This is a genomic window from Secundilactobacillus similis DSM 23365 = JCM 2765, from assembly GCF_001311075.1.
GTDB classification, from domain to species: domain Bacteria; phylum Bacillota; class Bacilli; order Lactobacillales; family Lactobacillaceae; genus Secundilactobacillus; species Secundilactobacillus similis.
Genome location: NZ_BBAD01000050.1, coordinates 1 through 23,186 on the forward strand (window position 1 = coordinate 1; position 23,186 = coordinate 23,186).

A 23,186-nucleotide genomic window follows, 5' to 3' on the forward strand; every position below is an offset into this window, starting at 1 on the left:
GTATTATTCCGGCATAGCTCAGTTGGTAGAGCACCTGACTGTTAATCAGGTTGTCGACGGTTCGAGCCCGCCTGCCGGAGTTTTTATATTTATGTTATGCCGGCTTAGCTCAGTTGGTAGAGCATCGGTATCGTAAACCGAGGGTCGGGGATTCGAATTCCTCAGCCGGCATTAATAAACGTTGAAAGGTTAGTAGCAGTTGCTACTAACCTTTTTTTGTGCGATAAAACCATTTTAAAATTGGTATATATCAGTGAAACGCCAATATCAGTGCAATTTGAGCCACAATTCAGACTTGTGGTCTACAATATTTAGTGGTATTCTTAAGTCAATCTACTAAGAACGTTTAAATGCGTTAATTTCAGGGGGTTATTAAGATGACACGAGTATTAATTGTATGTGGTAGTGGTATTTCCAGCGAATTGTTACAGCAGGCGGCAGAACGCTCGGCAGAAGCTTACCATGCCGATATTGAGTTTGAAGCAACGAGTTATTTAGCTATTAAACAATCTGGTGCTGATGATGCTGATCTAGTGTTAGTTGCTCCACAGGTCAGTTACCATTACGATGAATTAACCACGTTGCATCAAAACGTACACCAAATTCCTGACGATGTTTACGGTTGGTTAAACGGTGAAAACCTGGTTAAATTCGCCTTGGCAGAATTAGATAAAAATAAGGTAGCCGGGTGAAAGGTCTCATACAAGTCCGCTATCAACTGAAATTATTTTAAGAGAATTGAATCCCTTAAAAATCAATCATCCCAAGCCTATCTAAGCTCGAGCAACGTTGCGTTGGTCGAGCTTTCGGCGTATAATACGCTATATGTTTCAATTAGAAGTTTATGAGGGTGTTGACGCTAACATCCCCAATAGTCACTCTGGTAAATAAATGGGATTGCTTGAGTGAGAGATGTCTGGAGGTATATTTTTTGGATAACCAAGAGAAACAAAAGTTAGATCGTTCCTTCTTTGGTCAGCCTAAAGGGTTGTCAACGTTGTTCTTCACTGAAATGTGGGAACGGTTTAGTTACTATGGTATGAAAGCAATTCTGATCTACTACATGTACTTCTCAATTGCTAAGGGTGGTCTGGGCATGGACAAGGGGCTTGCTGCCTCTGTCATGTCGATTTACGGGTCATTAGTTTATTTGTCTTCTGTGCTTGGTGGTTTCTTAAGTGACCGGGTATGGGGGAGTCGAAAGACCGTCTTTTATGGCGGGGTTTTGATCATGTTTGGTCATATTTGTTTGGCATTACCATTTGGTAAAGTTGCCTTATTTATCTCAATTTGTTTAATTACGATTGGAACTGGGTTGTTGAAGCCTAACGTTTCCGAAATGGTCGGTTCGTTATACAACGAAGGTGACGTTCGTCGGGATTCTGGGTTTACGATCTTCGTCTTTGGGATCAACCTTGGGTCACTGATTGCACCGTTTGCCGTTAGTGGGATGCAAAGTGCCTTTAACTTCCACGCCGGCTTCTCATTGGCCGCAATCGGAATGTTTATTGGGTTGATCTTCTACTGGTACGGCGGTAACAAGTACCTCAGCAAAGATTCCTTGTATCCTGATGATCCATTGGAACCAGGCGACGCAAAGAAGCTATCATTCCGCGTTATGATCGGGGTCATTGCATTTGCTTGATCTTGTTGATTATGAAGGTCTTCAACGCCTTGACAATCAGCACGTTCATCACGTTATTGAGTATCATTGCCGTCTTGACGCCAGTTGCCTACTTCGCCGTTATGTTAACGAGCAAGAAGGTTACCAAGCAAGAACGGTCACGAGTTTGGGCGTACGTCCCATTGTTCATCGCTGCCGCAATCTTCTGGGCAATTGAAGAACAAGGATCCGTTGTGTTGGCACTGTTCGCGGAATCGCAAACGAACAACCACTTCTTGGGCTTGAACATTAACCCAGCCAACTATCAATCATTAAACCCACTGTTCATTTTGATCTACACGCCAATCTTTGCCACGATGTGGACGAAGCTTGGTAAGAAGCAACCTTCATCGCCATCGAAATTTGCGATTGGGATGGTTTTCGCCGGGATTTCGTACCTGTTCATGGTGGTTCCCGTTGCCATGTTTGGTCCACACGCAGCCGTTAGTCCACTTTGGTTAGTTGGTAGCTGGGCAATCGTTGAAATTGCCGAATTACTGATTTCACCAATTGGCTTATCAGTAACGACTAAGTTGGCACCAAAGGCCTTCCAGTCATCAATGATGAGTATGTGGTTCTTGGCCGATTCAGCTGGTCAAGCCGTTAACTCACAAATCGTTAAATTCTACACACCAGAAAACGAAGTCATGTACTTCACCATTATTGGGATCGTTTCAATCGTCTTCGCCATTATCTTATTCTTAATGGTTAAGCCAATTAAGCGCCTAATGGCCGGTGTTCAATAAGCAATTATTAAAGAAGATGTGTTACGATATTATCGTAGCGCATCTTTTTTGCGTAATCAACTGAAGGTGGGGAATCGACGTGGTAAAGGTGGCGCTTTCAAGTGACCAACATTTAGATATTAATCAGGTGCCAGTTGAAACGGTGATTAGCCAGCAAGCAGCGTGGTTGCTTCAGCAACAAGTCGGTATTTATCTGGTTGCGGGAGATCTGTTTAATCATTTTGACCGGTCGTTAGCTTCATGCAGCAATTACAAGCTGCAGTACCAACGACTCAGGTGCGGTTTATTGCTGGTAACCATGACATGGTGAATGGCGTAACGTTTGATGAACTGGAACAACCGTTGGATCCGACCTACCTGCATAACCAGTTTTTTGATGTTCCTGGGACGGATTGGCGAATCATTGGTAATAACGGGTGGTATGACTATTCGTTTGCTGATGGCCTTGATAAAGACGTTGCAGCGTTTGAACAGTGGAAGCGGGCTTATTGGTTGGACAGTGCGATTCAGCAACCCATGACCGATCCTGAGCGCACGGATCTTGTTTTAGAGCAGGTAACGGCTCAGTTAAAACGAGCGCAGGTTGATCAAAAGCGTGTCTTTTTTATGACCCACTTTGTCCCGCAATCGACTTACCTACGCATTACGGATGATAACCGATTTTGGAATATGGCAAATGCAATGATGGGGAGTCAGCGATTAGGCAATCTATTAACTCAGTTTAAAGTTGACCGAGTCTTATTTGGCCACATGCATCTACGTACGCAACCACGATTAATTGACGGCACAACGTATTATAATCAGGCAGTGGGGTACGGCACCAAACGTCGGCACGAATGGCAGTCGGATTCCTTTTTGACGGAATGGCAACGCCAACTCCGCATTGTTGAGCTGGATTCCGCAAATTTAAAATCATGAAAAATCGATGAATTGAATTAAAATGCGGCAATAGCTTCAAAAAGGGCTTGCGTCCGAGTTGTTAATTTGGTATTATAATGTAGTTGATTTGTTACAGATCAATGTTTTGGATGGGTAGCGAAGTCTGGCTAAACGCGGCGGACTGTAAATCCGCTCCTTCGGGTTCGGTGGTTCGAATCCACTCCCGTCCATTAATCATTGGGCTATAGCCAAGTGGTAAGGCAACGGGTTTTGATCCCGTGATGCGCTGGTTCGAACCCAGCTAGCCCAATTTCAACTCAATTAAGGGTTGACTGTTTATACAAGATATTGTATAGTTATAAATGTTGTTTTTAGTCTTTTTGGAAGGGTAGCGAAGTCTGGCTAAACGCGGCGGACTGTAAATCCGCTCCTTCGGGTTCGGTGGTTCGAATCCACTCCCTTCCATTTTAATTATTGGGCTATAGCCAAGTGGTAAGGCAACGGGTTTTGATCCCGTGATGCGCTGGTTCGAACCCAGCTAGCCCAACTAAAAAAGAGGTCAGTCACGGTGTGTGACTGGCTTTTTTTGCTATAATAGAACTATGACTAAGATGATGTTTGAGGAGTGAACTGATGATGAAAATTGGGTTTATTGGTGTCGGTGGTATGGCACAAGCAATCATCAAAGGCCTGTTGAAAACGGGAAATGTGGCGGCGCAAGATATTTTAGTACATAGTGCGCACAACACCTACCAGACCTTTGCCGAAGAGACCGGTGTTCAAGCAGCAACGAGTAACCAAGCGGTCGCACAAGCAAGTGACTTGCTGGTATTGGCAGTGACGCCGAATGTCGCAACTAATGTTTTACAGGAGGTTCGCGATGAATTAGATCCAAAGCGAGTCACCTTGATTTCAATCGTGGCGGGATTGAGCCTAAAGCGACTAGAAGAACTAGCTGGCTATGAGTTACCGATTTTACGGACGTTACCTAACTTAAACGTGGCGATTGGAGCCGGGATGACGGCCGTTCATGCAAACGACCAGTTAACCGGAACCGCTTACGATACCGCAGTTCAATTGTTTAATTCGATTGGTAGTATTGTGACGTTACCAGAGGCGGATTTTGCAACGTTCTCTGCACTCGCTGGTTCATCGCCAGCTTACGTCTACTTCTTTATCGATAGTCTAAGTCGAGCTGGCGTGAAGTATGGGTTGACTAAGGCTCAGGCAACCAAGATTGCTGCGCAAGCGGTGATGGGATCTGCTCAGATGGTGTTGGCGTCTGACGAAAACCCCTTTGGGCTTGTTGACCAAGTCTCTTCACCAGGTGGTAGTACGGTGGCTGGGTTGTTGGCCATGGAAGAAGCCGGCTTTATGACCGCCGTCGTTAAAGGAATCGATGCCACCATCGAAAAGAATAATGCAGAATAAGGCAACTTCCTTAGACATATGGTCTATACCAGTATATAATTGACCTATACTGATTGATATCTAGGAGGATGCATATATGAGTATCGTGTTGAAGCACGCCACAATTTACACTGGTGAAGCCGTTATCTTGGATGGTTACATCCGGTTTGACGCTCAAATTGAAGCAGTTGGTGCCATGAGTGATTACCACGCTCAGGCGAATGATGAGGTTCACTTCGTCAATGGTAAACTAATTGTCCCCGGGTTTATTGACGTTCATACCCACGGTGGTTACGGGTTTGATTCGATGGATGGCGATGCTGATCAGATTAATAAAATGGTTAACCTGATGACGCGCGAAGGGATCACCACGGTTTTCCCAACCACGATGACGCAGTCAAATGAAAACATTGCCCACGCGATGGTTGGTATTAAAGAAGCCGCCGCTAAGAATCCGGTGATTGCTGGGATTCACCTTGAAGGACCATTTATTGCGGCGATTTATAAGGGTGCCCAACCTGAAAAATACATCAAGGATCCAGACGTTGCTTTACTTGACCACTGGAATGAATTATCCGGTGGGTTAGTTAAATTAATTACGTACGCACCGGAAGATCAAGGTGCTGAGAAGTTTGAAGATTACTGCTTAGCACACAACATTGTGCCATCTGTTGGACACAGTAACGCAACTCGGGCACAGATGTTGGCAAGTCGGGCAACTCACGTGACGCATTTGTACAACGCCCAACGTGAATTTAAGCACCGGGAACCTGGCGTAACGGGTCACGCCATGCTTGAAGATAACATGTATGCCGAATTGATCTGTGATGGGTTCCACATTGTACCAGACATGATCAAGCTGGCTTACGAACAAAAAGGGCCAGAAAAAATCGAATTAGTGACAGATTCAATGCGGGCTAAGGGCATGCCAGAGGGTGTCAGCGAACTTGGCGGTCAAAAAGTAATCGTTAAGGATAAGCAAGCCCGACTTGAAAGTGGTAACTTGGCTGGTTCCGTGTTGCGCTTTGACGATGCCTTTAGAAACATCATCAACTTTACGGGCTGTGATATTGCTGACGCGGTTCAAATGGCGTCAGTTAACCAAGCAGCGGAATTTGGACTTACCCAAAAAGGAAAATTATTGCCAGTCTAGACGCCGATTTGAACGTCTTTGACCGGGCCCTCAATTTAGAGACAACTTACAGTTTTGGTCGTCAAATCGTGACCGACTAAGGTGTAAGTGACGTAGAAAGGTCGTTTGTGCTATGGGATCACCTGTATATATTCAAATTCATAATGAAATCAAAAAAGCGATTGAAGCCGGAAAATGGTCCGTCGGTGATCGTATTCCGTCAGAGCGTGAATTGGCGGTTCAATTTAACGTGAGCCGAATGACGTTGCGGCAAGCGATTCAAACCTTGGTTGAAGAGGGAATTTTAGAGCGCTTTGTGGGCTCCGGCACGTTTGTTGCCAACCAAAAAGTGCAAGAGAAGATGTCGGGTGTGACCGGGTTTACGGATCTGATGCTGGCGCAAGGAAAGCAACCTTCTAGCAAAACCGTCTCGTATCACGTTATGAGTCCTTCATTAAGTGAAGCTGAAAAGTTAAAGCTGAAGGATGACGAAGAAGTCCTTCGAATGGAACGGGTGCGTTACGGTGATGATGTGCCGATTAGTTTTGAAGTGGCCACGATTCCAGTTGAAATCGTCGATGGTCTGTCAAAGCCTGAAGTGACGGATTCGTTATATCGAACACTGGAAACGAAGAAGAACATGATTCCAGGTCATGCCAAGCAAATGGTTTCAGCATCGTTGGCATCAGAACGCATTGCTGAATTCTTGGACATCAAACGCGGCGATGCCATTTTACGGCTCCGCCAAATCTCTTATCTCCAAGACGGCCGACCATTCGAATACGTTCGGACCCAATACGTTGGCGAACGCTTTGAATTTTACCTTGAAAAGTAGCTTGATTAACAAAAACGCCTCACCGAAATCCGGTGAGGCGTTTTTTGTGCTTACGCCTGTGTCCAGCGTAAGCATTCTTGTTTTTAGTTTGTGAAGTGCAATGATTTGCGTGGACTTACGATTCCGGTCAGCGACTAGGTTTCTGCTGTGGGGCCGGTCTGAGCCAAAGGGCGGTCTCAGACCTCGAAGTTAAGCCTCGCCAAAATCCGTGCGAGTCTTAACTTCGTCCCCGATAATTATCGCGACACAGCATCCACCTAGCCGCTGACCGAAATCTTACATTGGCGCGATGCGGCACTATCGTAGATCATCTCAAAATGCGTTGAAGGGCAACGTTAGCTTATCAATTCAGCATAAACGTGACGTGCAACTGATACGTTTCCGCATCGCGCAGTCGTTGACTTATGGCAGTTACTGAACATTGACCACGATTGTTTCTGCAACTGTTGAGTTACCATCCAACGTAGCTGTCGCACAGTTCTGTCAACTTCAGAGCGTGACAGTCAGCTGTTCTGTTACCGACAGCGCACCATGTAGCGGGAGGCGGAGGCGCGCGAGGCTCAGCAGTGTCGGTATGACTTGGGCAGTCGTGCCCCGTGGGGTTCGGGGTGCGAGTGCCTTAGTCATACGCGGGTCCGGAGAGATCCGGCATGGGCGGTTTTTGCCCATTCCTAGCTCGGAGGCCCGCCACTGCGTTCCAGCCTCGCATAGCGCCGGAGCCTCCCGCGGCATCCTTCCACTATCAGGAAACCAGAATCACTGAATTTCACAAACTATACATGCTTACGCTGGACACAAGCGACAGTAAAAATTACTACTTTTGCCGTAACTTCCGCGCTTCTCGCTTAACCGTTCGCAGATAACGTGGCAGTACCAGCATCCGTTTTGCGCGGGTGGGTTCGCTAATGAGTCGGTAGAACCATTCAAGCCGATGCTCTTGGAAGAACTTCGGTGCACGTTTGGTATGGCCGCTAAGGACGTCGAAACTACCGCCGACGCCCATCCAGAGACCGTGGTTGAGATGTTGGTACGCAGCAATGAGTTCTTCTTGTTTTGGAAAACCGATTGCCAAGAACACCATGTCAGGCTGCTGTTGCGCAATATCGTCAGCAATTGGGGCAAAGTCGTCAAAATAGCCGTTTCGAGCGCCAAGGACCTTTAAATGCGGATATCGGTTAGCGACAACGCGTTTTAAGTCGGTGATCACCTCTTGCTTAGCCCCAACAAAGTAAACGGAGCGTTGGCGCTGGTTTCCCCACGCGAGTAAAGCCAACATTGTGTCGTAGCCGGTGATGCGTTCTGGAAGTGGCGTCTTCAAAATTTCGGCGCCCTTAATGATGCCGATGCCATCGGGCGTTACATAATCGGCGTTTTCCAACAACGTTTGATAACTTGGATGCTGCCGGGCGTACATGACGATTTCGGGGTTAGCAGTTACCACGAAAGTTGTTTGCCGCGTGTCGATTCGGTGTTCAACAGCATCGAGAAAGGCTTGCTGGGTTGCGTTAATAAATGGGACGTTGAGTACGTTTACAATTGGAAATTCTTGTGACATAGTAACCACCTATTCTGATAGAAAGAAAACGCCTGATTCGATGACGTCCTTCTTGATTAATGATAAAATAGTAGCTATAACAAAAGCGTGTTCCAAATGGATCAACTTAAGCTTTGGAACCGGTAAGCAGACAAGGGAGTTGCAAGTATGGCAAAGCAGTATCCAGATGATAGCACAACGTTACATACGGATGCGTATGAACTAAGTATGATTCAAACTTACTTTGAAAAAGGCATTCAAGATAAACGTGCGATTTTTGAAGTGTATTTTCGACAAATGCCGTTCCGGAATGGGTTTGCGGTTTTTGCGGGCCTTGAACACATTATTCATTATATCGAAAACTGTCACTTTACGGAAAGTGATATTGCGTATTTAAAAGAAACTGAGGACTTTTCACCCGCGTTCTTAGATTACCTCGCTAATTTTAAGTTTAAGGGAACGATTCGGTCAGCAGTTGAGGGCGAACTGGTCTTTAATAACGAACCAATGATTCAAGTTGAAGGGCCGTTAGCGGACTGTCAGTTAATTGAAACAGCGGTTCTAAACATCGTTAACTATCAAACCCTAATTGCCACGAAGGCCGCTCGAATTCGCTCGGTTGCCGGCAACGACGGCATCATGGAATTTGGGACACGCCGGGCACAAGAGTTTGATGCGGCGATTTGGGGAACCCGGGCCGCTTACATTGGCGGCTTTGATGCCACCTCAAACGTTCGCGCTGGCAAGTTGTTTGGGATTCCAATCAGCGGAACGCACGCCCACGCGTTGGTTCAAACCTATGGCAACGACTACGATGCTTCAAGGCTTACGCAGAAACGCACCGCGACTGTGTATTCCTCGTGGATACGTACGACACCGTTAAGAGTGGTGTGCCAAGTGCCATTCGAGTCGCTAAAGAAATGGGCGACAAGATCAATTTCCAAGGGGTTCGAATTGATTCAGGCGATATGGCCTATCTATCAAAGCGGGTTCGCGAATTATTGGATGAAGCCGGATTTACGGATGCCAAGATTTACGCTTCTAACGATTTGGATGAAAAAACGATTATGTCGTTGAAGATGCAAAATGCCAAGATTGATGTTTGGGGCATTGGCACCAAGCTGATCACGGCATTTGACCAACCCGCCCTTGGTGCTGTCTATAAGATGGTGTCCATTGAAAATGATCAGGGTGAGATGCAAGATACCATCAAACTCTCCAATAACGCAGAAAAAGTTTCAACCCCTGGGCGCAAGCAGGTTTGGCGGATCACCAAGAAGGCGGACGGTAAGTCTGAAGGGGACTACATTGCGTTGTGGGATGAAGATCCACGGCAAGCGGACGAACTCTACATGTTCCACCCAAGTTACACCTATATCAATAAGACGGTAACCGCTTTTGATGCTCGACCAATCTTACAACCGATTTTTGATGAAGGGCGTTTGGTTTACCAACAACCAGAGTTGAAGGATATTCGTGATTTGTGCCAAAAGAATCAGGAATCACTTTGGCCAGAGTACAAGCGGGATCTGAATCCGCAAAAATACCCAGTGGACCTCTCCCAGAATTGCTGGGATAACAAAATGGCTCTGATCAAATCAATTCACGATTACGTCAAAACCATTAATTTTAACGAGTAGCGTTGCTCATGACTCACAGCCTTGGACACGTCTCAAACAAAGGAGCAACGAAAGTATGAGAGCATTGCAAGCAGAAATTATTCAGGCCTTAAAGGTTCAACCGACAATTGATCCAGAAGCTGAGATTCGCCGGAGCATCGATTTTCTAAAGTCATACCTGACGACGACTGGGTTAAAAACCTTGGTGTTAGGCATCTCTGGTGGGCAAGATTCGACGTTAGCCGGGAAATTGAGTGAACTTGCGGTAACTGAATTACGAGCTGAAACTGGTGACGACTATCAATTTATCGCAGTTCGTTTGCCGTATGGTGTTCAGGCGGATGAACCGGATGCGATGGCAGCCATCAAGTTTATGCAGGCAGATCGGGTTGAACGCGTGGACATCAAAGCGGCGACTGATGCGGCCGTAGTTTCCGTTGAAGCCAATAACGAAACCATTACCGATTTTAACAAGGGCAACATTAAGGCCCGTCAACGCATGATCGCGCAATTTGCGATTGCTGGCGCTAACCAAGGAGCCGTTGTGGGTACTGACCACGCAGCGGAGGCCATTACCGGGTTTACACCAAATTTGGTGATGGGGCCGCGGACATTACCCCAATCTGGCGGCTTAATAAACGACAGGGTAAGCAATTACTTAAAGCGTTGAAGGCCCCAGCCCATCTCTATACCAAAGTGCCAACCGCCGATCTTGAAGAAGACCGGCCGGCATTACCAGATGAAGTGGCCTTGGGGGTTTCGTATGATGACATTGATGATTACCTAGAAGGTAAGTCGATTGATGAACAGGCTGCTGAAACGATTGAGAACTGGTATGTGAAATCGCAACATAAGCGTCATTTACCAGTGACAGTGTTTGATACGTTCTGGAAAGCTTAATCTTTTACGTAATCGACACCAAACATTTACAAAATATTTACATGAATTTGGTATGATGGTTAAAACAAAGTAACGTTGGTTGCCGTAATTAAAGGCGACTGGCGTTGCAAACAGTGTACGACCATGAGGGAGTAACCAGCAGATTCTTCTGTGACTGACCCGTCAGCAAGGGATGACCAATCTCCGGGGAAGTCTTAAACGGTGAGACTTATAACGATCACATGACGTGGGCAACCGCGAAAACAGGAGGGTTTACGATGGCGGAAAAATCATGGTATCAGCTAACGGTGCAAGAACTGTTGGCTAAATTGGCAACTCGGGAATCTGGCTTAACAACGGATGAGGTAACGACAAGACGGGAACAGTACGGTGAAAACCGGCTGGCAGCTAAACGTCAAACAACATTGATTGAAAAGTTCATCGCGCAATTTAAAGATTTTATGATCATTGTGCTGATTGTAGCGGCAATTGTGGCTGGTGCGACTGGTGAGATGGTTGATGCATTAATTATCTTAGCCGTTGTGTTGTTGAACGCAGTATTTGGCGTTTTTCAGGAGGCCAAAGCGGAGGAAGCCATTAATTCCTTAAAGGAAATGGCAGCGCCCGTCGCTCAGGTTGAACGTGACGGCGAGGTTGTGACCGTTAAGAGTAACGAATTGGTGCCGGGGGACGTTGTTCACTTGGAGGCTGGTGATATTGTGCCCGCTGACTTACGATTACTCACGGCCAACACGATGCGGGTTGAAGAATCTGCGTTGACTGGTGAGTCCGTTCCGGTGACTAAACGAGCTGAAGTATTGACTGACGCTGATTTAGCGTTAGGCGACCGAGAAAACTTAGCTTACATGAACACAAACGTGACGACTGGTCGTGGGAGTGGGGTCGTGATTGCGACGGGGATGCAGACTGAAGTTGGTCGAATCGCTGGCATGATCGATGCCGCTGAAGAAACGAAGACGCCATTACAAGAAAATCTGACTCAGCTAGGGAAATGGCTGACGATTTTGATTCTTGTGATTGCCGTTGTGGTCTTCTTGATTGGGATGCTTCGCGGCCAAGAATCCGTTGTGGATATGTTATTGACGGCTATTTCGTTGGCCGTTGCTGCCATTCCAGAAGGGTTGCCCGCAATCGTGACGATCACCTTAGCGTTAGGGACGCAACGGATGGCAAAGCGTAAAGCCTTGATTCGACGGTTACCAGCGGTTGAAACGTTGGGGAGCACCGATATCATTGCTTCGGATAAGACCGGGACGTTAACGCAAAATAAGATGACCGTGGAACAGCTGGTACTCGATGGCACGTTAACTGATGCTAAGGTAGCTGACGTACCAGCCGATTCACCGTTAGCGTTAGCAATGATGTTGAACAACGATACGAAGTTTACGGATGCTGGTTTAGGCGGTGATCCAACTGAAACCGCACTGGTTCAATATTATTTGGATCATGACGTTGCGGCTCAAACGGTGATTGAAACCCACCCACGAATCGCTGAAATTGCCTTTGATTCTGAGCGGAAGTTAATGTCAACGTTTAATCAGACTGCAGATGGTCAACTTGTTCAGTACGTTAAAGGGGCTCCAGATCAATTATTGACCCGGGTCACTCGCATCTTGGATCATGGTCAAGTTCGGCCAATTACGGCTGCCGACCGTGAACAACTCTTGGCAACTAACCACGAGTTGGCGACACAAGCCCTTCGTGTTTTGGCATTTGGTTATCGACCTTGATGCCGTGCCAGAGCCGTTAACGAGTGAGCATGCCGAACAAGATTTGATTCTGATTGGTTTAATTGCGATGATCGATCCCGAACGGCCAGAAGTGGCGGCTGCAGTTGCTGAAGCCCATAGTGCTGGAATTCGCCCAATTATGATCACGGGTGACCACCGTGATACGGCGCAAGCGATTGCTCGCCGATTGGGCATTTTAAGCCCGGATGGCGATGACGATGATCAAGTGATCACCGGGGCTGAATTAGACGCCATTTCGGATGCTGATTTTGAAAAGCGAGTGGCAAATTACTCGGTCTACGCGCGGGTCGCACCAGAACACAAGGTGCGAATCGTCAATGCTTGGCAAAAGCAAGGGAAAGTTGTCGCGATGACCGGTGATGGTGTTAACGATGCGCCAGCCTTAAAGGCCGCCGATATTGGTGTTGGGATGGGTATCACCGGGACTGAAGTATCAAAGGGTGCCAGTGATATGGTCTTAGCTGACGACAACTTCTCAACGATTGTGGTGGCGGTGGAAGAAGGACGTAAGGTCTTCTCCAATATTCAAAAAGCCCTTCAGTACCTCTTATCGGCCAACATTGGTGAAGTCTTAACCCTGTTTGTCATGACGCTGTTAGGGTGGCAAATTTTAGCTCCCGTTCAGATTTTATGGATCAACTTAGTAACGGACACCTTCCCAGCCATTGCACTGGGACTTGAACCGGGCGAACCGGATATTATGAAACGTAAACCACGGGGACGAAGCTCGAACTTCTTCTCGGGTGGCGTTTTCGGGAACGTCTTGTATCAAGGGCTACTGGAAGGCCTGATCACCTTGAGCGTTTACGGAATCGGGTTAGCTTTCCCAGTGCATCAAAGCGCAGAACTCGCGCATGCGGATGCGTTAACCATGGCTTTCGCAACGTTAGGTTTAATTCAATTGTTCCACGCGTTTAATTCAAAGACGATTCATCAATCAATCTTCAAAGTTGGGTTATTCCGTAACCGGGCCTTGAACTGGGCAATTTTAGCCGCGTTCTTATTACTGGCAGCAACGATCGTTGTGCCAGGCTTCAACACCGTCTTCCACTTAACACCGCTGAGCGGCAGTCAATGGGGAACGGTATTGGGCGCCGGGGTTGTAATGATTGCAATCGTCGAAATTGTGAAGTGGTGCCAACGCCGCTTACTCAAATAGGAGGAAGTTTTTATGAAACCAAATAACATGGCAAGCTACTTACCAGTGTTAACGCAAATTATTGAAAACACGGACAAAACCGGTGGTGAGATGAACGCCGATTTTGAACAATTGCGTCAAGCTATTGATCAAGATCAGGTTGCTGGTCTTGGAACGGAGACGTTAACAACCATTAAAGCAACGTTCCAAAAGGGGACGGATACCTATACGCAAAACCTTAACCAACTGCAACAAGCAAGTGTACCGGTTCGCATTTTGGGCAAGCACAAGCAACTTGTTTCAGCCTACCGTAACTATGCTGAAGCGTGTCAGGCAATGGTTAACGCGATTGATCCAGAGCAGCAAACAGTTGATGTTGAGGCCTTCGATACCTCAGAACACGAACAGGAAAACATGATGGAAAAAGTGACCAATGCGGCTCAACGGATTATGGCAACTGTCATGTAACGTTTGAATAGTAGTGACGAGGAAAGGTCCAGCCGCTTCGTCAATAAAAATCCCAATGGTTGTCAGTAACCGTTGGGATTTTTTAAATGGGAAAAAGGTTAACTTTATGAGATAGCCGTGAGGGAATCTGAGTGGCATGGTATAATGAATTAATTCTAGTGAAGGGTGTCAGATATGGAACCAGAGATTGTTGAACGTGTGAAGCAGACGCTATCACAGTATAAAGCACGACAGGTTGAGACGACGTTGAAGTTACTGTCAGAAAACAATACGGTACCCTTTATCGCACGGTATCGAAAGGAAATGACGGGCAACCTTGACGAAGTCGCCATTCGTGAGATTCAAGATGAGGCCAACCGAATCACGAAGTTGCAGCAACGGAAACGTGAGGTACTGAACCAGATTTCGGAACAGGGTAACCTGACGCCAGGCTTAACCAAGCAGATCAATGCGGCAACGCAACTGCAACAGGTTGAAGACCTCTATTTACCATACAAACAAAAACGACAAACGAAGGCGGAAATTGCTAAAGCGGCCGGGTTGATGCCATTCGCTCAGTGGGTACTGCAGTTTCCAACAACTGGCATTGAAGCCAAGGCCAAGCAATTTGTTAACGATGAGGTTGCTGATGTGTCAGCGGCACTCGCTGGCTTACACGAAATTTTGACTGAAGCCATCGGTGAGCGGGCACAATTTCGGGAGTGGGTTCGGCGGTATACGGCCCGAAATGGTCAGTTAACAAGTCGGTTAAAGCGAAACGGGGAGTCACTAGATGACGACCACGTTTATCAGCTTTACTACGAATTTGAAACGTCACTAAAACAGGTTAGCCATTACCAAACGCTGGCAATCAACCGCGGTGAAAAAGCCAAAGTGTTAACGGTGAAAATTAAAGTTGATGAGGACGCCATTTTACAGTATTTAAACTTTCAATTAATCGGGCGCCATCATGGGCCAGCGGTTGAGATCGTAACGGCGGCTTATAAAGATGCCTATAAACGGTTTATCGGGCCAGCGATTGAACGTGATTTGCGACGAGAACTAACGGATGGCGCTCAGACCCATGCGATTCAAGTGTTCGGTGATAACTTGTACCATTTGTTGATGCAAGCACCGCTTAAAAATCATGTGGTCATGGGCTTTGACCCCGCTTATCGAACGGGCTGTAAGTTGGCGATTATGGATGGTAACGGTAAATTTCTGGCTAAACAGGTCATTTATCCGCACAAACCAGCGCCTACTCAAAAGCGAGAGGCCGCGATGCCGGCATTTTTAAAGTTATTGACGGATTATCAGGTTGATATGATCGCCATCGGTAACGGTACGGCCAGTCGAGAATCGGAACAGTTTGTGGCTGATGCGATCAAGCAAATGAAGCGGCCGGTCCGGTATACGATCGTCAACGAGGCGGGGGCTTCGGTTTACTCGGCTAGCAGCGTTGCGCGCAAGGAGTTTCCGGACTTTAACGTTGAGGAACGGTCCGCTGTCAGCATTGGTCGGCGACTACAAGACCCATTGGCTGAGTTGATTAAAATTGATCCCAAATCGGTTGGCGTTGGTCAGTATCAGCATGACGTTGCCGAGAGTGCGTTGGATGAACAATTGGACCGGGTCGTGGAAACGGCTGTTAATCAGGTTGGCGTCGATTTGAACCGCGCGAGCGTTGAGTTGTTGACCCATATTTCGGGATTAACTGCCCGGACTGCCACCAATATCGTGGCTTATCGGGATGAAATTGGGACGTTTACGACCCGCGTTCAGTTGAAAAAAGTGCCACGCCTGGGACCTAAGGCCTACGAGCAATCGGTTGGTTTCTTACGAATCATTGGCGGAAAAAATATTTTGGATAACACGGATATTCATCCGGAAAGTTACCCAGTAGCCAAACAGATTTTGAACCACCTTAACGTGACGTTAGCGGACGTTGGTACGTCAAAAATGCCAACTGGGTTACCCGCAACCGAATTAGCCACGATGAGTCAGCTGTTCGGGGTTGGTAACACAACGCTGACCGATATTTTAGCGGGCTTACAGCGTCCTGGTCGCGATTTGCGGGATGAGATGCCGGCGCCGATTTTGCGGACAGACGTTTTACAGATGGCTGATCTAAAGCCCGGCATGGAACTGCAGGGAACGGTACGCAACGTTGTTGATTTTGGCGTTTTTGTTGATATTGGGGTCAAACAGGATGGGTTGGTGCACATTTCTCACTTAACCAAGCACTTCGTTCGCAATCCGGCGGCAGTGGTGTCTGTGGGCGATATTGTCACGGTTTGGGTCCTGTCAGTAGACGAAGACCGGCACCGAATCCAACTTTCAATGGTGGCACCAGATGACTGATGCAGAATTACAAAAGCTAGTGGAACGCATATCGTTAACGTCGTTTGGGAAACCATTCCAACACCGGGCCGTTTTTAATGCGCGGTTGAAGACGACGGGGGGCCGCTACCACTTAGATGACCATCACATTGATATTAACCCGAAGATGTTAACGGTATTTGGTGAAGACACCTTAATTGGGATCATTAAGCACGAGTTGTGTCATTATCATTTGCACTTAGCGGGGCAGTCTGGCAAACACGGGACACCTTCGTTTAAGCAATTATTACAAGCAGTAGGTGGTTCAAGGTATGCGCCAAGACTGGAACCACCAGTTAAACGAGCATCGAAACGGCGCCTCGTTTATCGGTGCTCACGATGTGGTCAGCTTTACGAACGCCAGCGACGAATTAATCTGGATCGGATGGTCTGCGGTCGTTGTCGGGGACGGTTACAATTAATTAAAGAAGTGAATTAGAAGAGGTGGGGCAATGGTGAAAACAATCAAAATTGGCTTGATCGGTTTGGGCACGGTGGGAAGCGGTGTCGTTCGGATCTTAAAGGCTCAGCGCGACTTGATCCAACAACAAACGGGACTCGTGTTTGAGGTGACGAAGGCAATCGTTGCTAATCCTGAACGGCAACGGGATGCTGATTTGCAGACGGTGTCTTTGGGGACGGATGCGACTCAGTTATTTAACGACCCAACACTAGACGTCGTGGTTGAAGTGATGGGGTCGGTTACCGGTGCTAAACCCTTGATTGAACAGGCGTTAAAAGCACATAAACACGTGGTAACGGCCAACAAGGATCTGATTGCTCAGTATGGCGAAACGCTGGCAGAACTCGCAAGTCAAAATGGCGTGACCCTGCGTTACGAGGCCAGCGTTGCCGGTGGGATTCCGATTCTGCAAACTTTGCGGACCGTGTACACGGCGGACCCGGTCACTGAAATTGCCGGGATTCTTAATGGGACGACCAACTTTATTTTGACGCAAATGGATGAGCAGGGCCTGACGTATGATCAGGCTCTCGATGAAGCCAAAGCGCGGGGATTTGCAGAAACGGATCCAACCAATGACGTTGACGGGTTTGATGCTGCCTACAAATTGGGCATCTTAACTAAGATGGCGTTTGGTATCTCAGTGGTCCAAGATGACATTGACATCACTGGGATTCGGGAACTCGACATTAATGACGTTCGCGCAGCCCGTGCTTCAGGGTATGAACTTAAACTGGTGGGCATCTCCAAACAAACGCCGGCTGGCCTGCAACTCGCCATTACACCAATGGTGATCCACGAAGACCGGCCACTGGCAAAAATTAAAAACGAAAATAACGCCGTTTGGGTGAAGAGTACCAATATCGGAACGGCGCTGTACGTTGGCCCCGGCGCCGGTCAGCTACCAACTGGTAACAGTGTGGTGACGGACTTGATCCAAGTGGGTAAATCAATCGATCGTGGCAACCAGGCCGAACCATTTGCGCTCAAACAAACGTCAGTTAAGCCCGCAATTGTGAAGGGCAATCAAACCTACTGGCTACTGGTTGCCGCACCGAACCCAAACAGCTTAGCCGATAATTTAAAGCTGATGTTTGAAGGGGTTCAAGTGAGTCAGCCTGATACGATTCGGGGATTAGATCCGCACCAAACGCTCACCAGTTTTGAGATTCAACTGCCACAACCCGTGACAACGGAACGGTTTATTAACCGCGCCCAACGGTTGGGACAAGTCATTGCAGCATATCCAGTATTGGAGGACTAGAGAATGGGTAAAATTATTATTCGCGTACCAGCAACTTCGGCCAATATGGGCCCCGGGTTTGATTCGATTGGGGTGGCTTTTCACCTGTATTTGACCGTTATCATCGAAGAAGAAACTGAGCACTGGCGGGTCAACCATGCACTTGGGTCTGACGTACCAACGGATGAGACGAACTTGATCGTCCAATCTGCGTTGGCCGTTAATCCAGATCTCAAGCCACACCAGTTAACCGTGATGTCAGATATTCCGGTGGCGCGTGGGTTGGGGAGTTCTTCAACCGCTGTGATTGCCGGACTAAAAATCGCCAACGCATTGGGTGAAATGGATCTGTCACTTGACGAACAGGTCACGATTGCCGCTAAAATGGAAGGCCATCCGGATAACATTGCCCCAGCCTGTTAGGCGACGTGGTGATTGCAGACTTTGATGGCGAAACAGCTGCCACGGTGAAACTGCAGATGCCGGATAATCTGAAGGTTCTGGCGTTTATTAAGAACCAGCCACTTTTAACTTCAGACAGTCGTAATGTGTTGCCAGAACAGTTACCCCTTAAACAAGCAGTGATTGGGAGCAGTGTTGCTAATCTACTTGTGGCCTCGCTGGCGAGTGGTAATTGGGAAATGGCTAGCAAGATGATGGAAAAGGATGAATTCCATGAAAAAGTTCGGACGGCGTTGGTCCCTGAACTTCCCGTTATTCGGCAAGCCGCTCATGAATTAGGGATTTACGGCACTTATTTGAGTGGTGCTGGTCCAACTATCGCGACGTTTGGGACGGAAGCGCAATTATTAGCGCTACGTCAAAAATTAACTGATATGGATCTTGCTGGCAGTCTGCGAATCTTTGACATCGATCGTGAAGGAACGACGGTCAATGCCGAGTAAAATCGGTTAAACTCACCTAAATTTCAACAAATATTGAATAATCTTCAAATAACTATTGTCAACAGGGCATAATTCTGGTATATTATTTCTTGTTGATGCGGCCATGGCGGAACTGGCAGACGCGCAAGATTAAGGATCTTGTCGGGGTAATCCCGGTGGAGGTTCGAGTCCTCTTGGCCGCATATCTAAGCTCGGAGGGATTTGACTGATAAGTTGAATCCTCCGAGCTTTTTCGTTAGGTTATTTTGAAGTGAAAAGAGCGATGATAGTGAAAACTTTTATTTTTGACATTGATGGCACATTACTTGATACAGAAGCGATGTACATGAAGGCGTTAGATCAGGTGCTTCGTCAGCACGATATTCACCATTCTTACGAGAAGTTAGCCGAAACCTTCGGCATTACCAGTTTAGATGCTTTAAAGCGCTTAGCGGTCCCAGAATCGCTGATTCAGCCGATTCTGAGTGAATGGGCAGCAGCGATTCCGGCATTTCAACGAGAAGTTCACGTTTACGACGGCATTGAAACGATGTTGCAGCAATTAAACGCTGTTCCGGGCACTCAAGTTGCTATCATGACATCGAAGCAGAAGTTTGAATTCGAACGCGATGTGACGCCGCTGGGACTCGACCAGTACTTTAGTGAGTTCGTTTTCTTTGAAGATACGAAGCGGGGCAAACCGGCGCCAGATCCCATTTTATTGGCGATGAAGCGACTTGATGCGGATCCGGCTCAGACTGTCTACATTGGCGATACTCAGTATGATCTGCAAGCCGCCCACGCTGCCGGTGTGAAGTTTGGTTTGGTGGCTTGGGGCGCCAGAAAACAGCCCGGCGTTAGTGCTGCCGACTATGTATTGGCCTTTCCGGATGAAATTGTGTCGCTCACCACGACGACCGATTAAGGTGCCGGGACCGGTAGCTGGAAACGCTACAATGTGCTATTATTAACAAAGTAAAACGAACAGAAATTAACCATATTTTTTAAGAGGAGGCGCCAACATGATTGCCATTATTATTGCTAGTCACGGCAACTTTGCCACTGGTATTTTGCAATCAGCAACCATGATTTTTGGCAAGCAGGCGAAAGTTAAAGCAGTGACGTTCCAAGCGCAAGAGGGACCCGATGATTTGTTGGGCAAATACCAAACTGCGCTGGCCACCTTTGAACCAACGGATCAGGTGTTATTCTTGATCGATTTATGGGGTGGGTCACCGTTCAACGTTGCTAGTCGAATTGTTGCCGAAAATTTTGACCGCATGGCGTTACTATCAGGCCTTAATTTACCGATGCTGATTGATGCGTACACCATTCGGGAACAACCGCTAGATCGAGTGGTTAGCCATTTGGAAAAGAGTGGCCGACAAGGCATTCGACATCTAGAATTGCCCGATGATAATGAGGAGGATGACTTAGCGTGACAATGGATATTCGCTTAGCGAGAATTGATAGTCGCCTGCTGCATGGGCAGGTTGCGACTGTTTGGACTAAAACGGTTACCCCGAATCGAATCCTCGTCGTGTCTGATCAGGTCGCCAAAGATCCGTTACGTAAAACTTTAATTACGCAGGCGGCACCACCTGGCGTTAAAGCAAACGTCATTACGGTTGCTAAGATGCTTCAGATTTATCAAGATCCCCGGTTTGATGCATTTAAAGCGTTACTCTTAACGGAGACTGCGCAAGATATGGTGGCGTTGGTCAAGGGCGGCGTTGATTTCAAACAAATTGGAATTAACGTTGGGAGCTTGGCTTACCGAGATGGCATGACGGTTGTGACGGATGCTATCGCTGTCGATAGCGCAGAAGCAGCGGCGTTGCACTACTTAGCAACGGAAGCTGGTTTAGCGGTCACCGCGCAAAAAGTGCCGGCAGATCGGCAACAAGCGATTGAACCGCTATTGGCGCAAAAGGGCCTGTAGGTCAGTTGCCTAGAGTTAAATGAACTTAAATTTGATAAATGAACAGCGGAAAATCCGGATGATTTGAACGTTAATCATTGGGATTTTTTCGCTTATATGGCCGGTATTGATGAGTACCGAGTAACTGGAAGGAGACGTGACGTGAGTAGTTTAGCAATCATTGGATGTTTAATAGTGGCGTTTCTGGCCGGCGTAGACGGTATCTTGGATGAATGGTCGTTTCAACAACCCATCGTAGCGGGCACGTTGATGGGCGTCGTAACGGGCGATATTTCGGCAGGAATTCTATTAGGTAGTAGTTTGCAAATGGTGACACTTGGCTGGATGAACATTGGCGCTGCAGTGTCCCCCGACGTTGCTTTGGCAGTCGTTGCCCCAGCGTATCTAGTCTGTGGTCCCGCACAGTTACCGTTAGCTGTGGGTGTTGCACTGGCGATTCCGTTTGCGCTCATTGGCCAGGGGCTCACCGTACTCGTTCGGCGGTTAGTGTCTCGGTTAGTCCATCGAGTTGAACGAGACGTGGCTGCAGGGCATTTAGAACGCGTCACTCAGGGACATTTGTTAAGCTTGGTCCTTCAGGGGTTACGGGTCATGGTGCCGGTCGCGTTATTGTTGTGTATCCCAACATCGTTGATTCAGTCGTTGATGGGGGATGTGCCTGCATTTGTTACCAATGGGTTGGCAGTCGCAGAAGGGTTTATTGCGGTAGTGGGTTATGCATGGTGATTCAAATGATGGCAACCAAGCAACTTTGGCCGTTTTTCTTTCTGGGATTTGCGCTAGCGGCAGTTAAGGGCCTGAGTATGCTGTCCTTAGGCATGATTGGACTGGCCATTGCGATCATCGTAGTGAGCTATTCATCGCAGCAGCAACCACCACAGACAGGTTCAGGCGACGATGACTTGGATGATTTAGATCGAGAATTAGAAGACTTATGATGGGAGGTGCGAGATGAGTGAACCAGTTCGGTTAACGAAGGGCGATTTAGTAAGTATTTTTTGGCGGTCGAGCTTTGAACAGGGATCGTGGAACTACGAGCGGATGCAAAATCTCGGCTTTGCTACATTATGGTGCCAGCAATCAAGCGGTTGTACGATCAACCAAAAGACCAGCAGGCGGCGATGCAGCGGCATTTAGCGTTCTTTAACACGATGCCGTACATGCAATCAACGATTACGGGCGTGGTCCTGTCCATGGAAGAACAGCGTGCTAATGGTGGCTTGATTGAAGCTGAAGACATCAACAACGTCAAAGTTGGCATGATGGGGCCGTTAGCCGGTGTTGGTGACCCTGTTTGGTGGAGTACGATTCGACCGGTGTTGGCGGCATTTGCGGTTGGTTTAGCCAATAGTCAAGTTGGCATCGTCGGCCCATTACTATTCTTTATTGTGTGGAATGCACTTCGGCTGGGGTTTAGAGGTTACACTCAAATGCTGGGCTACCATTCCGGCTTAAACATTACTCAGTATCTAAGCGGTGATCTCTTGCCTCGTCTGACGCAGGGGGCTTCAATCCTAGGCATGTTTATTATGGGCGCAGTTGTCCCACGTTGGACCGTGATTAACTTTCCGACGATTGTTGGTAGCGGGCGTAATGGGGTATCAATGCAGTACGTTTTAAATCAAATCCTACCGGGACTTGTACCGCTATTACTGACGCTTGGTTGCCTGTGGTTGATTCGTAAACGAGTGAATCCCATTTGGTTGATGATTGGTTTATTTGTTGTTGGCTTCTTGGGTTATTGGAGTGGCATCCTAGGGCTATAACAGGAGATCGACAGTGTATAACGCAATTAACGAAGTTACAGTTAGCGCCAATTGGCTACGAACGCCAATCACGACCGTTCCCGGTCAGTTAACGCTTGGTAATCGGGGCGTCGAATTCCGTCCCAATAACGGCATAGCAGCCGTTCAAATTGATTACGCGCAAATTAGTCGGGTTTGGGTCCAACTTCGATTTAACCGCTGGCCTCACGGGTTAACGGTTGAACTCACGACTGGTGAGCGGTATCAATGGGTTTCGTGGCGAGCAAGCCAGGTTGTGCATGTATTCAATCGAAAATTAGCCGTTGGTGTCGTCCGACATCAGCGGTGATTAAAATACCCCTCAATCGATCATCGATTGAGGGGTATTATGCTATCGTTTGTGTCCAGCGTAAGCATGTTTAGTTTGTGAAATTCAGTAATTCTGGTTTTCTATAGTGGGAGAATGCCGCGGGAGG

Annotated in this window: 12 protein-coding genes, 7 tRNA genes and 9 pseudogenes; 27 read left to right on the forward strand and 1 reads right to left on the reverse strand. The window is 47.5% G+C overall.

Translation table 11 applies throughout. The features are described 5' to 3' along the window. The first annotated feature begins 7 nt into the window (after positions 1-7). From JCM2765_RS10940 to JCM2765_RS10995, 12 genes and pseudogenes are all read left to right on the forward strand, one after another. Positions 8-80 (forward strand) — tRNA-Asn (locus JCM2765_RS10940). Positions 81-98: 18 nt separating this feature from the next. Further along, a tRNA-Thr gene (locus JCM2765_RS10945) sits at positions 99-171 on the forward strand. A 206-nt stretch (positions 172-377) separates the two neighbouring features. Beyond that, complete coding sequence (locus JCM2765_RS10950) at positions 378-692, forward strand: PTS sugar transporter subunit IIB (protein WP_054736768.1); 315 nt, start codon at positions 378-380, stop codon at positions 690-692. Positions 693-931: 239 nt separating this feature from the next. Further along, positions 932-2,409, forward strand: a pseudogene (locus JCM2765_RS10955) (peptide MFS transporter). Between the two features lie 79 nt (positions 2,410-2,488). Further along, positions 2,489-3,327 (forward strand): annotated as a pseudogene (locus JCM2765_RS10960) (metallophosphoesterase). A 108-nt stretch (positions 3,328-3,435) separates the two neighbouring features. After that, a tRNA-Tyr gene (locus tag JCM2765_RS10965) sits at positions 3,436-3,518 on the forward strand. 8 nt (positions 3,519-3,526) lie between these two features. After that, a tRNA-Gln gene (locus tag JCM2765_RS10970) sits at positions 3,527-3,598 on the forward strand. Positions 3,599-3,670: 72 nt separating this feature from the next. Then, positions 3,671-3,753: transfer RNA gene (locus JCM2765_RS10975), tRNA-Tyr, on the forward strand. A 10-nt stretch (positions 3,754-3,763) separates the two neighbouring features. Then, a tRNA-Gln gene (locus tag JCM2765_RS10980) sits at positions 3,764-3,835 on the forward strand. Between the two features lie 89 nt (positions 3,836-3,924). Beyond that, positions 3,925-4,719 carry a pyrroline-5-carboxylate reductase gene (proC, locus tag JCM2765_RS10985; RefSeq protein WP_054736770.1) on the forward strand — a complete coding sequence of 265 codons (795 nt, stop codon included), beginning with the start codon at positions 3,925-3,927 and terminating at the stop codon, positions 4,717-4,719. A 76-nt stretch (positions 4,720-4,795) separates the two neighbouring features. Then, positions 4,796-5,931: pseudogene (nagA, locus tag JCM2765_RS10990) on the forward strand (N-acetylglucosamine-6-phosphate deacetylase). Positions 5,932-5,963: 32 nt separating this feature from the next. Beyond that, on the forward strand, positions 5,964-6,665 hold the full coding sequence (locus tag JCM2765_RS10995) for a GntR family transcriptional regulator (protein ID WP_054736772.1): 702 nt from the start codon (positions 5,964-5,966) through the stop codon (positions 6,663-6,665). 814 nt (positions 6,666-7,479) lie between these two features. On the opposite strand, the gene JCM2765_RS11000 is transcribed toward JCM2765_RS10995, so the two are convergent. After that, positions 7,480-8,220, reverse strand: a complete 741-nt coding sequence (locus JCM2765_RS11000) for a WecB/TagA/CpsF family glycosyltransferase (protein WP_054736773.1) — start codon at positions 8,218-8,220, stop codon at positions 7,480-7,482. Between the two features lie 147 nt (positions 8,221-8,367). Here JCM2765_RS11000 and JCM2765_RS11005 point away from each other — a divergent pair. From JCM2765_RS11005 to JCM2765_RS11075, 15 genes and pseudogenes are all read left to right on the forward strand, one after another. Further along, positions 8,368-9,839 (forward strand): annotated as a pseudogene (locus tag JCM2765_RS11005) (nicotinate phosphoribosyltransferase). Between the two features lie 55 nt (positions 9,840-9,894). Then, positions 9,895-10,718 (forward strand): annotated as a pseudogene (gene nadE / locus JCM2765_RS11010) (NAD(+) synthase). Between the two features lie 257 nt (positions 10,719-10,975). Then, positions 10,976-13,628, forward strand: a pseudogene (locus tag JCM2765_RS11015) (cation-translocating P-type ATPase). Positions 13,629-13,640: 12 nt separating this feature from the next. Next, complete coding sequence (locus JCM2765_RS11020; RefSeq protein WP_054736776.1) at positions 13,641-14,075, forward strand: hypothetical protein; 435 nt, start codon at positions 13,641-13,643, stop codon at positions 14,073-14,075. Between the two features lie 174 nt (positions 14,076-14,249). Then, the gene (locus JCM2765_RS11025; protein WP_054736778.1) at positions 14,250-16,415 is read left to right on the forward strand and encodes a Tex family protein; all 2,166 of its coding nucleotides are present in this window, start codon (positions 14,250-14,252) and stop codon (positions 16,413-16,415) included. Further along, positions 16,408-16,872, forward strand: a complete 465-nt coding sequence (locus tag JCM2765_RS11030; protein ID WP_054736780.1) for a SprT family protein — start codon at positions 16,408-16,410, stop codon at positions 16,870-16,872. Before JCM2765_RS11025 ends, JCM2765_RS11030 begins: the two co-directional genes overlap by 8 nt. A gap of 13 nt (positions 16,873-16,885) precedes the next feature. Further along, positions 16,886-18,160 carry a homoserine dehydrogenase gene (locus tag JCM2765_RS11035; RefSeq protein ID WP_054736782.1) on the forward strand — a complete coding sequence of 425 codons (1,275 nt, stop codon included), beginning with the start codon at positions 16,886-16,888 and terminating at the stop codon, positions 18,158-18,160. A gap of 3 nt (positions 18,161-18,163) precedes the next feature. Then, positions 18,164-19,044 (forward strand): annotated as a pseudogene (gene thrB, locus JCM2765_RS19295) (homoserine kinase). Between the two features lie 97 nt (positions 19,045-19,141). Then, positions 19,142-19,226: transfer RNA gene (locus JCM2765_RS11045), tRNA-Leu, on the forward strand. A gap of 86 nt (positions 19,227-19,312) precedes the next feature. Beyond that, positions 19,313-19,948 (forward strand): HAD family hydrolase, encoded by a 636-nt coding sequence (locus JCM2765_RS11050; RefSeq protein WP_082405101.1) that lies wholly within the window; start codon positions 19,313-19,315, stop codon positions 19,946-19,948. Between the two features lie 97 nt (positions 19,949-20,045). Next, a complete protein-coding gene (locus JCM2765_RS11055) occupies positions 20,046-20,465 on the forward strand; it encodes a PTS sugar transporter subunit IIA (RefSeq protein ID WP_054736784.1) in 420 nt (139 codons plus the stop codon). Further along, entirely contained in the window at positions 20,462-20,965 is a 504-nt protein-coding gene (locus JCM2765_RS11060; RefSeq protein ID WP_054736785.1) for a PTS sugar transporter subunit IIB, read from the forward strand. Before JCM2765_RS11055 ends, JCM2765_RS11060 begins: the two co-directional genes overlap by 4 nt. 96 nt (positions 20,966-21,061) lie before the next feature. Continuing rightward, positions 21,062-21,903, forward strand: a pseudogene (locus tag JCM2765_RS11065) (mannose/fructose/sorbose family PTS transporter subunit IIC). 13 nt (positions 21,904-21,916) lie between these two features. Next, positions 21,917-22,731: pseudogene (locus JCM2765_RS11070) on the forward strand (PTS system mannose/fructose/sorbose family transporter subunit IID). A 13-nt stretch (positions 22,732-22,744) separates the two neighbouring features. Next, positions 22,745-23,059: a hypothetical protein gene (locus tag JCM2765_RS11075; RefSeq protein WP_054736787.1), complete on the forward strand. Its 315-nt coding sequence runs from the start codon at positions 22,745-22,747 to the stop codon at positions 23,057-23,059. The last annotated feature ends 127 nt before the right edge of the window (positions 23,060-23,186 follow it).

Bases quoted from the DNA above. Each gene is read 5' to 3' on its own strand.
- JCM2765_RS11020 (WP_054736776.1), top strand. From the start codon at position 13,641: ATGAAACCAAATAACATGGCAAGCTACTTACCAGTGTTAACGCAAATT.
- JCM2765_RS11000 (WP_054736773.1), bottom strand. From the start codon at position 8,220: ATGTCACAAGAATTTCCAATTGTAAACGTACTCAACGTCCCATTTATT.
- JCM2765_RS11025 (WP_054736778.1), top strand. From the start codon at position 14,250: ATGGAACCAGAGATTGTTGAACGTGTGAAGCAGACGCTATCACAGTAT.
- JCM2765_RS11030 (WP_054736780.1), top strand. From the start codon at position 16,408: ATGACTGATGCAGAATTACAAAAGCTAGTGGAACGCATATCGTTAACG.
- JCM2765_RS11055 (WP_054736784.1), top strand. From the start codon at position 20,046: ATGATTGCCATTATTATTGCTAGTCACGGCAACTTTGCCACTGGTATT.
- proC (WP_054736770.1), top strand. From the start codon at position 3,925: ATGAAAATTGGGTTTATTGGTGTCGGTGGTATGGCACAAGCAATCATC.
- JCM2765_RS10995 (WP_054736772.1), top strand. From the start codon at position 5,964: ATGGGATCACCTGTATATATTCAAATTCATAATGAAATCAAAAAAGCG.
- JCM2765_RS10950 (WP_054736768.1), top strand. From the start codon at position 378: ATGACACGAGTATTAATTGTATGTGGTAGTGGTATTTCCAGCGAATTG.
- JCM2765_RS11035 (WP_054736782.1), top strand. From the start codon at position 16,886: ATGGTGAAAACAATCAAAATTGGCTTGATCGGTTTGGGCACGGTGGGA.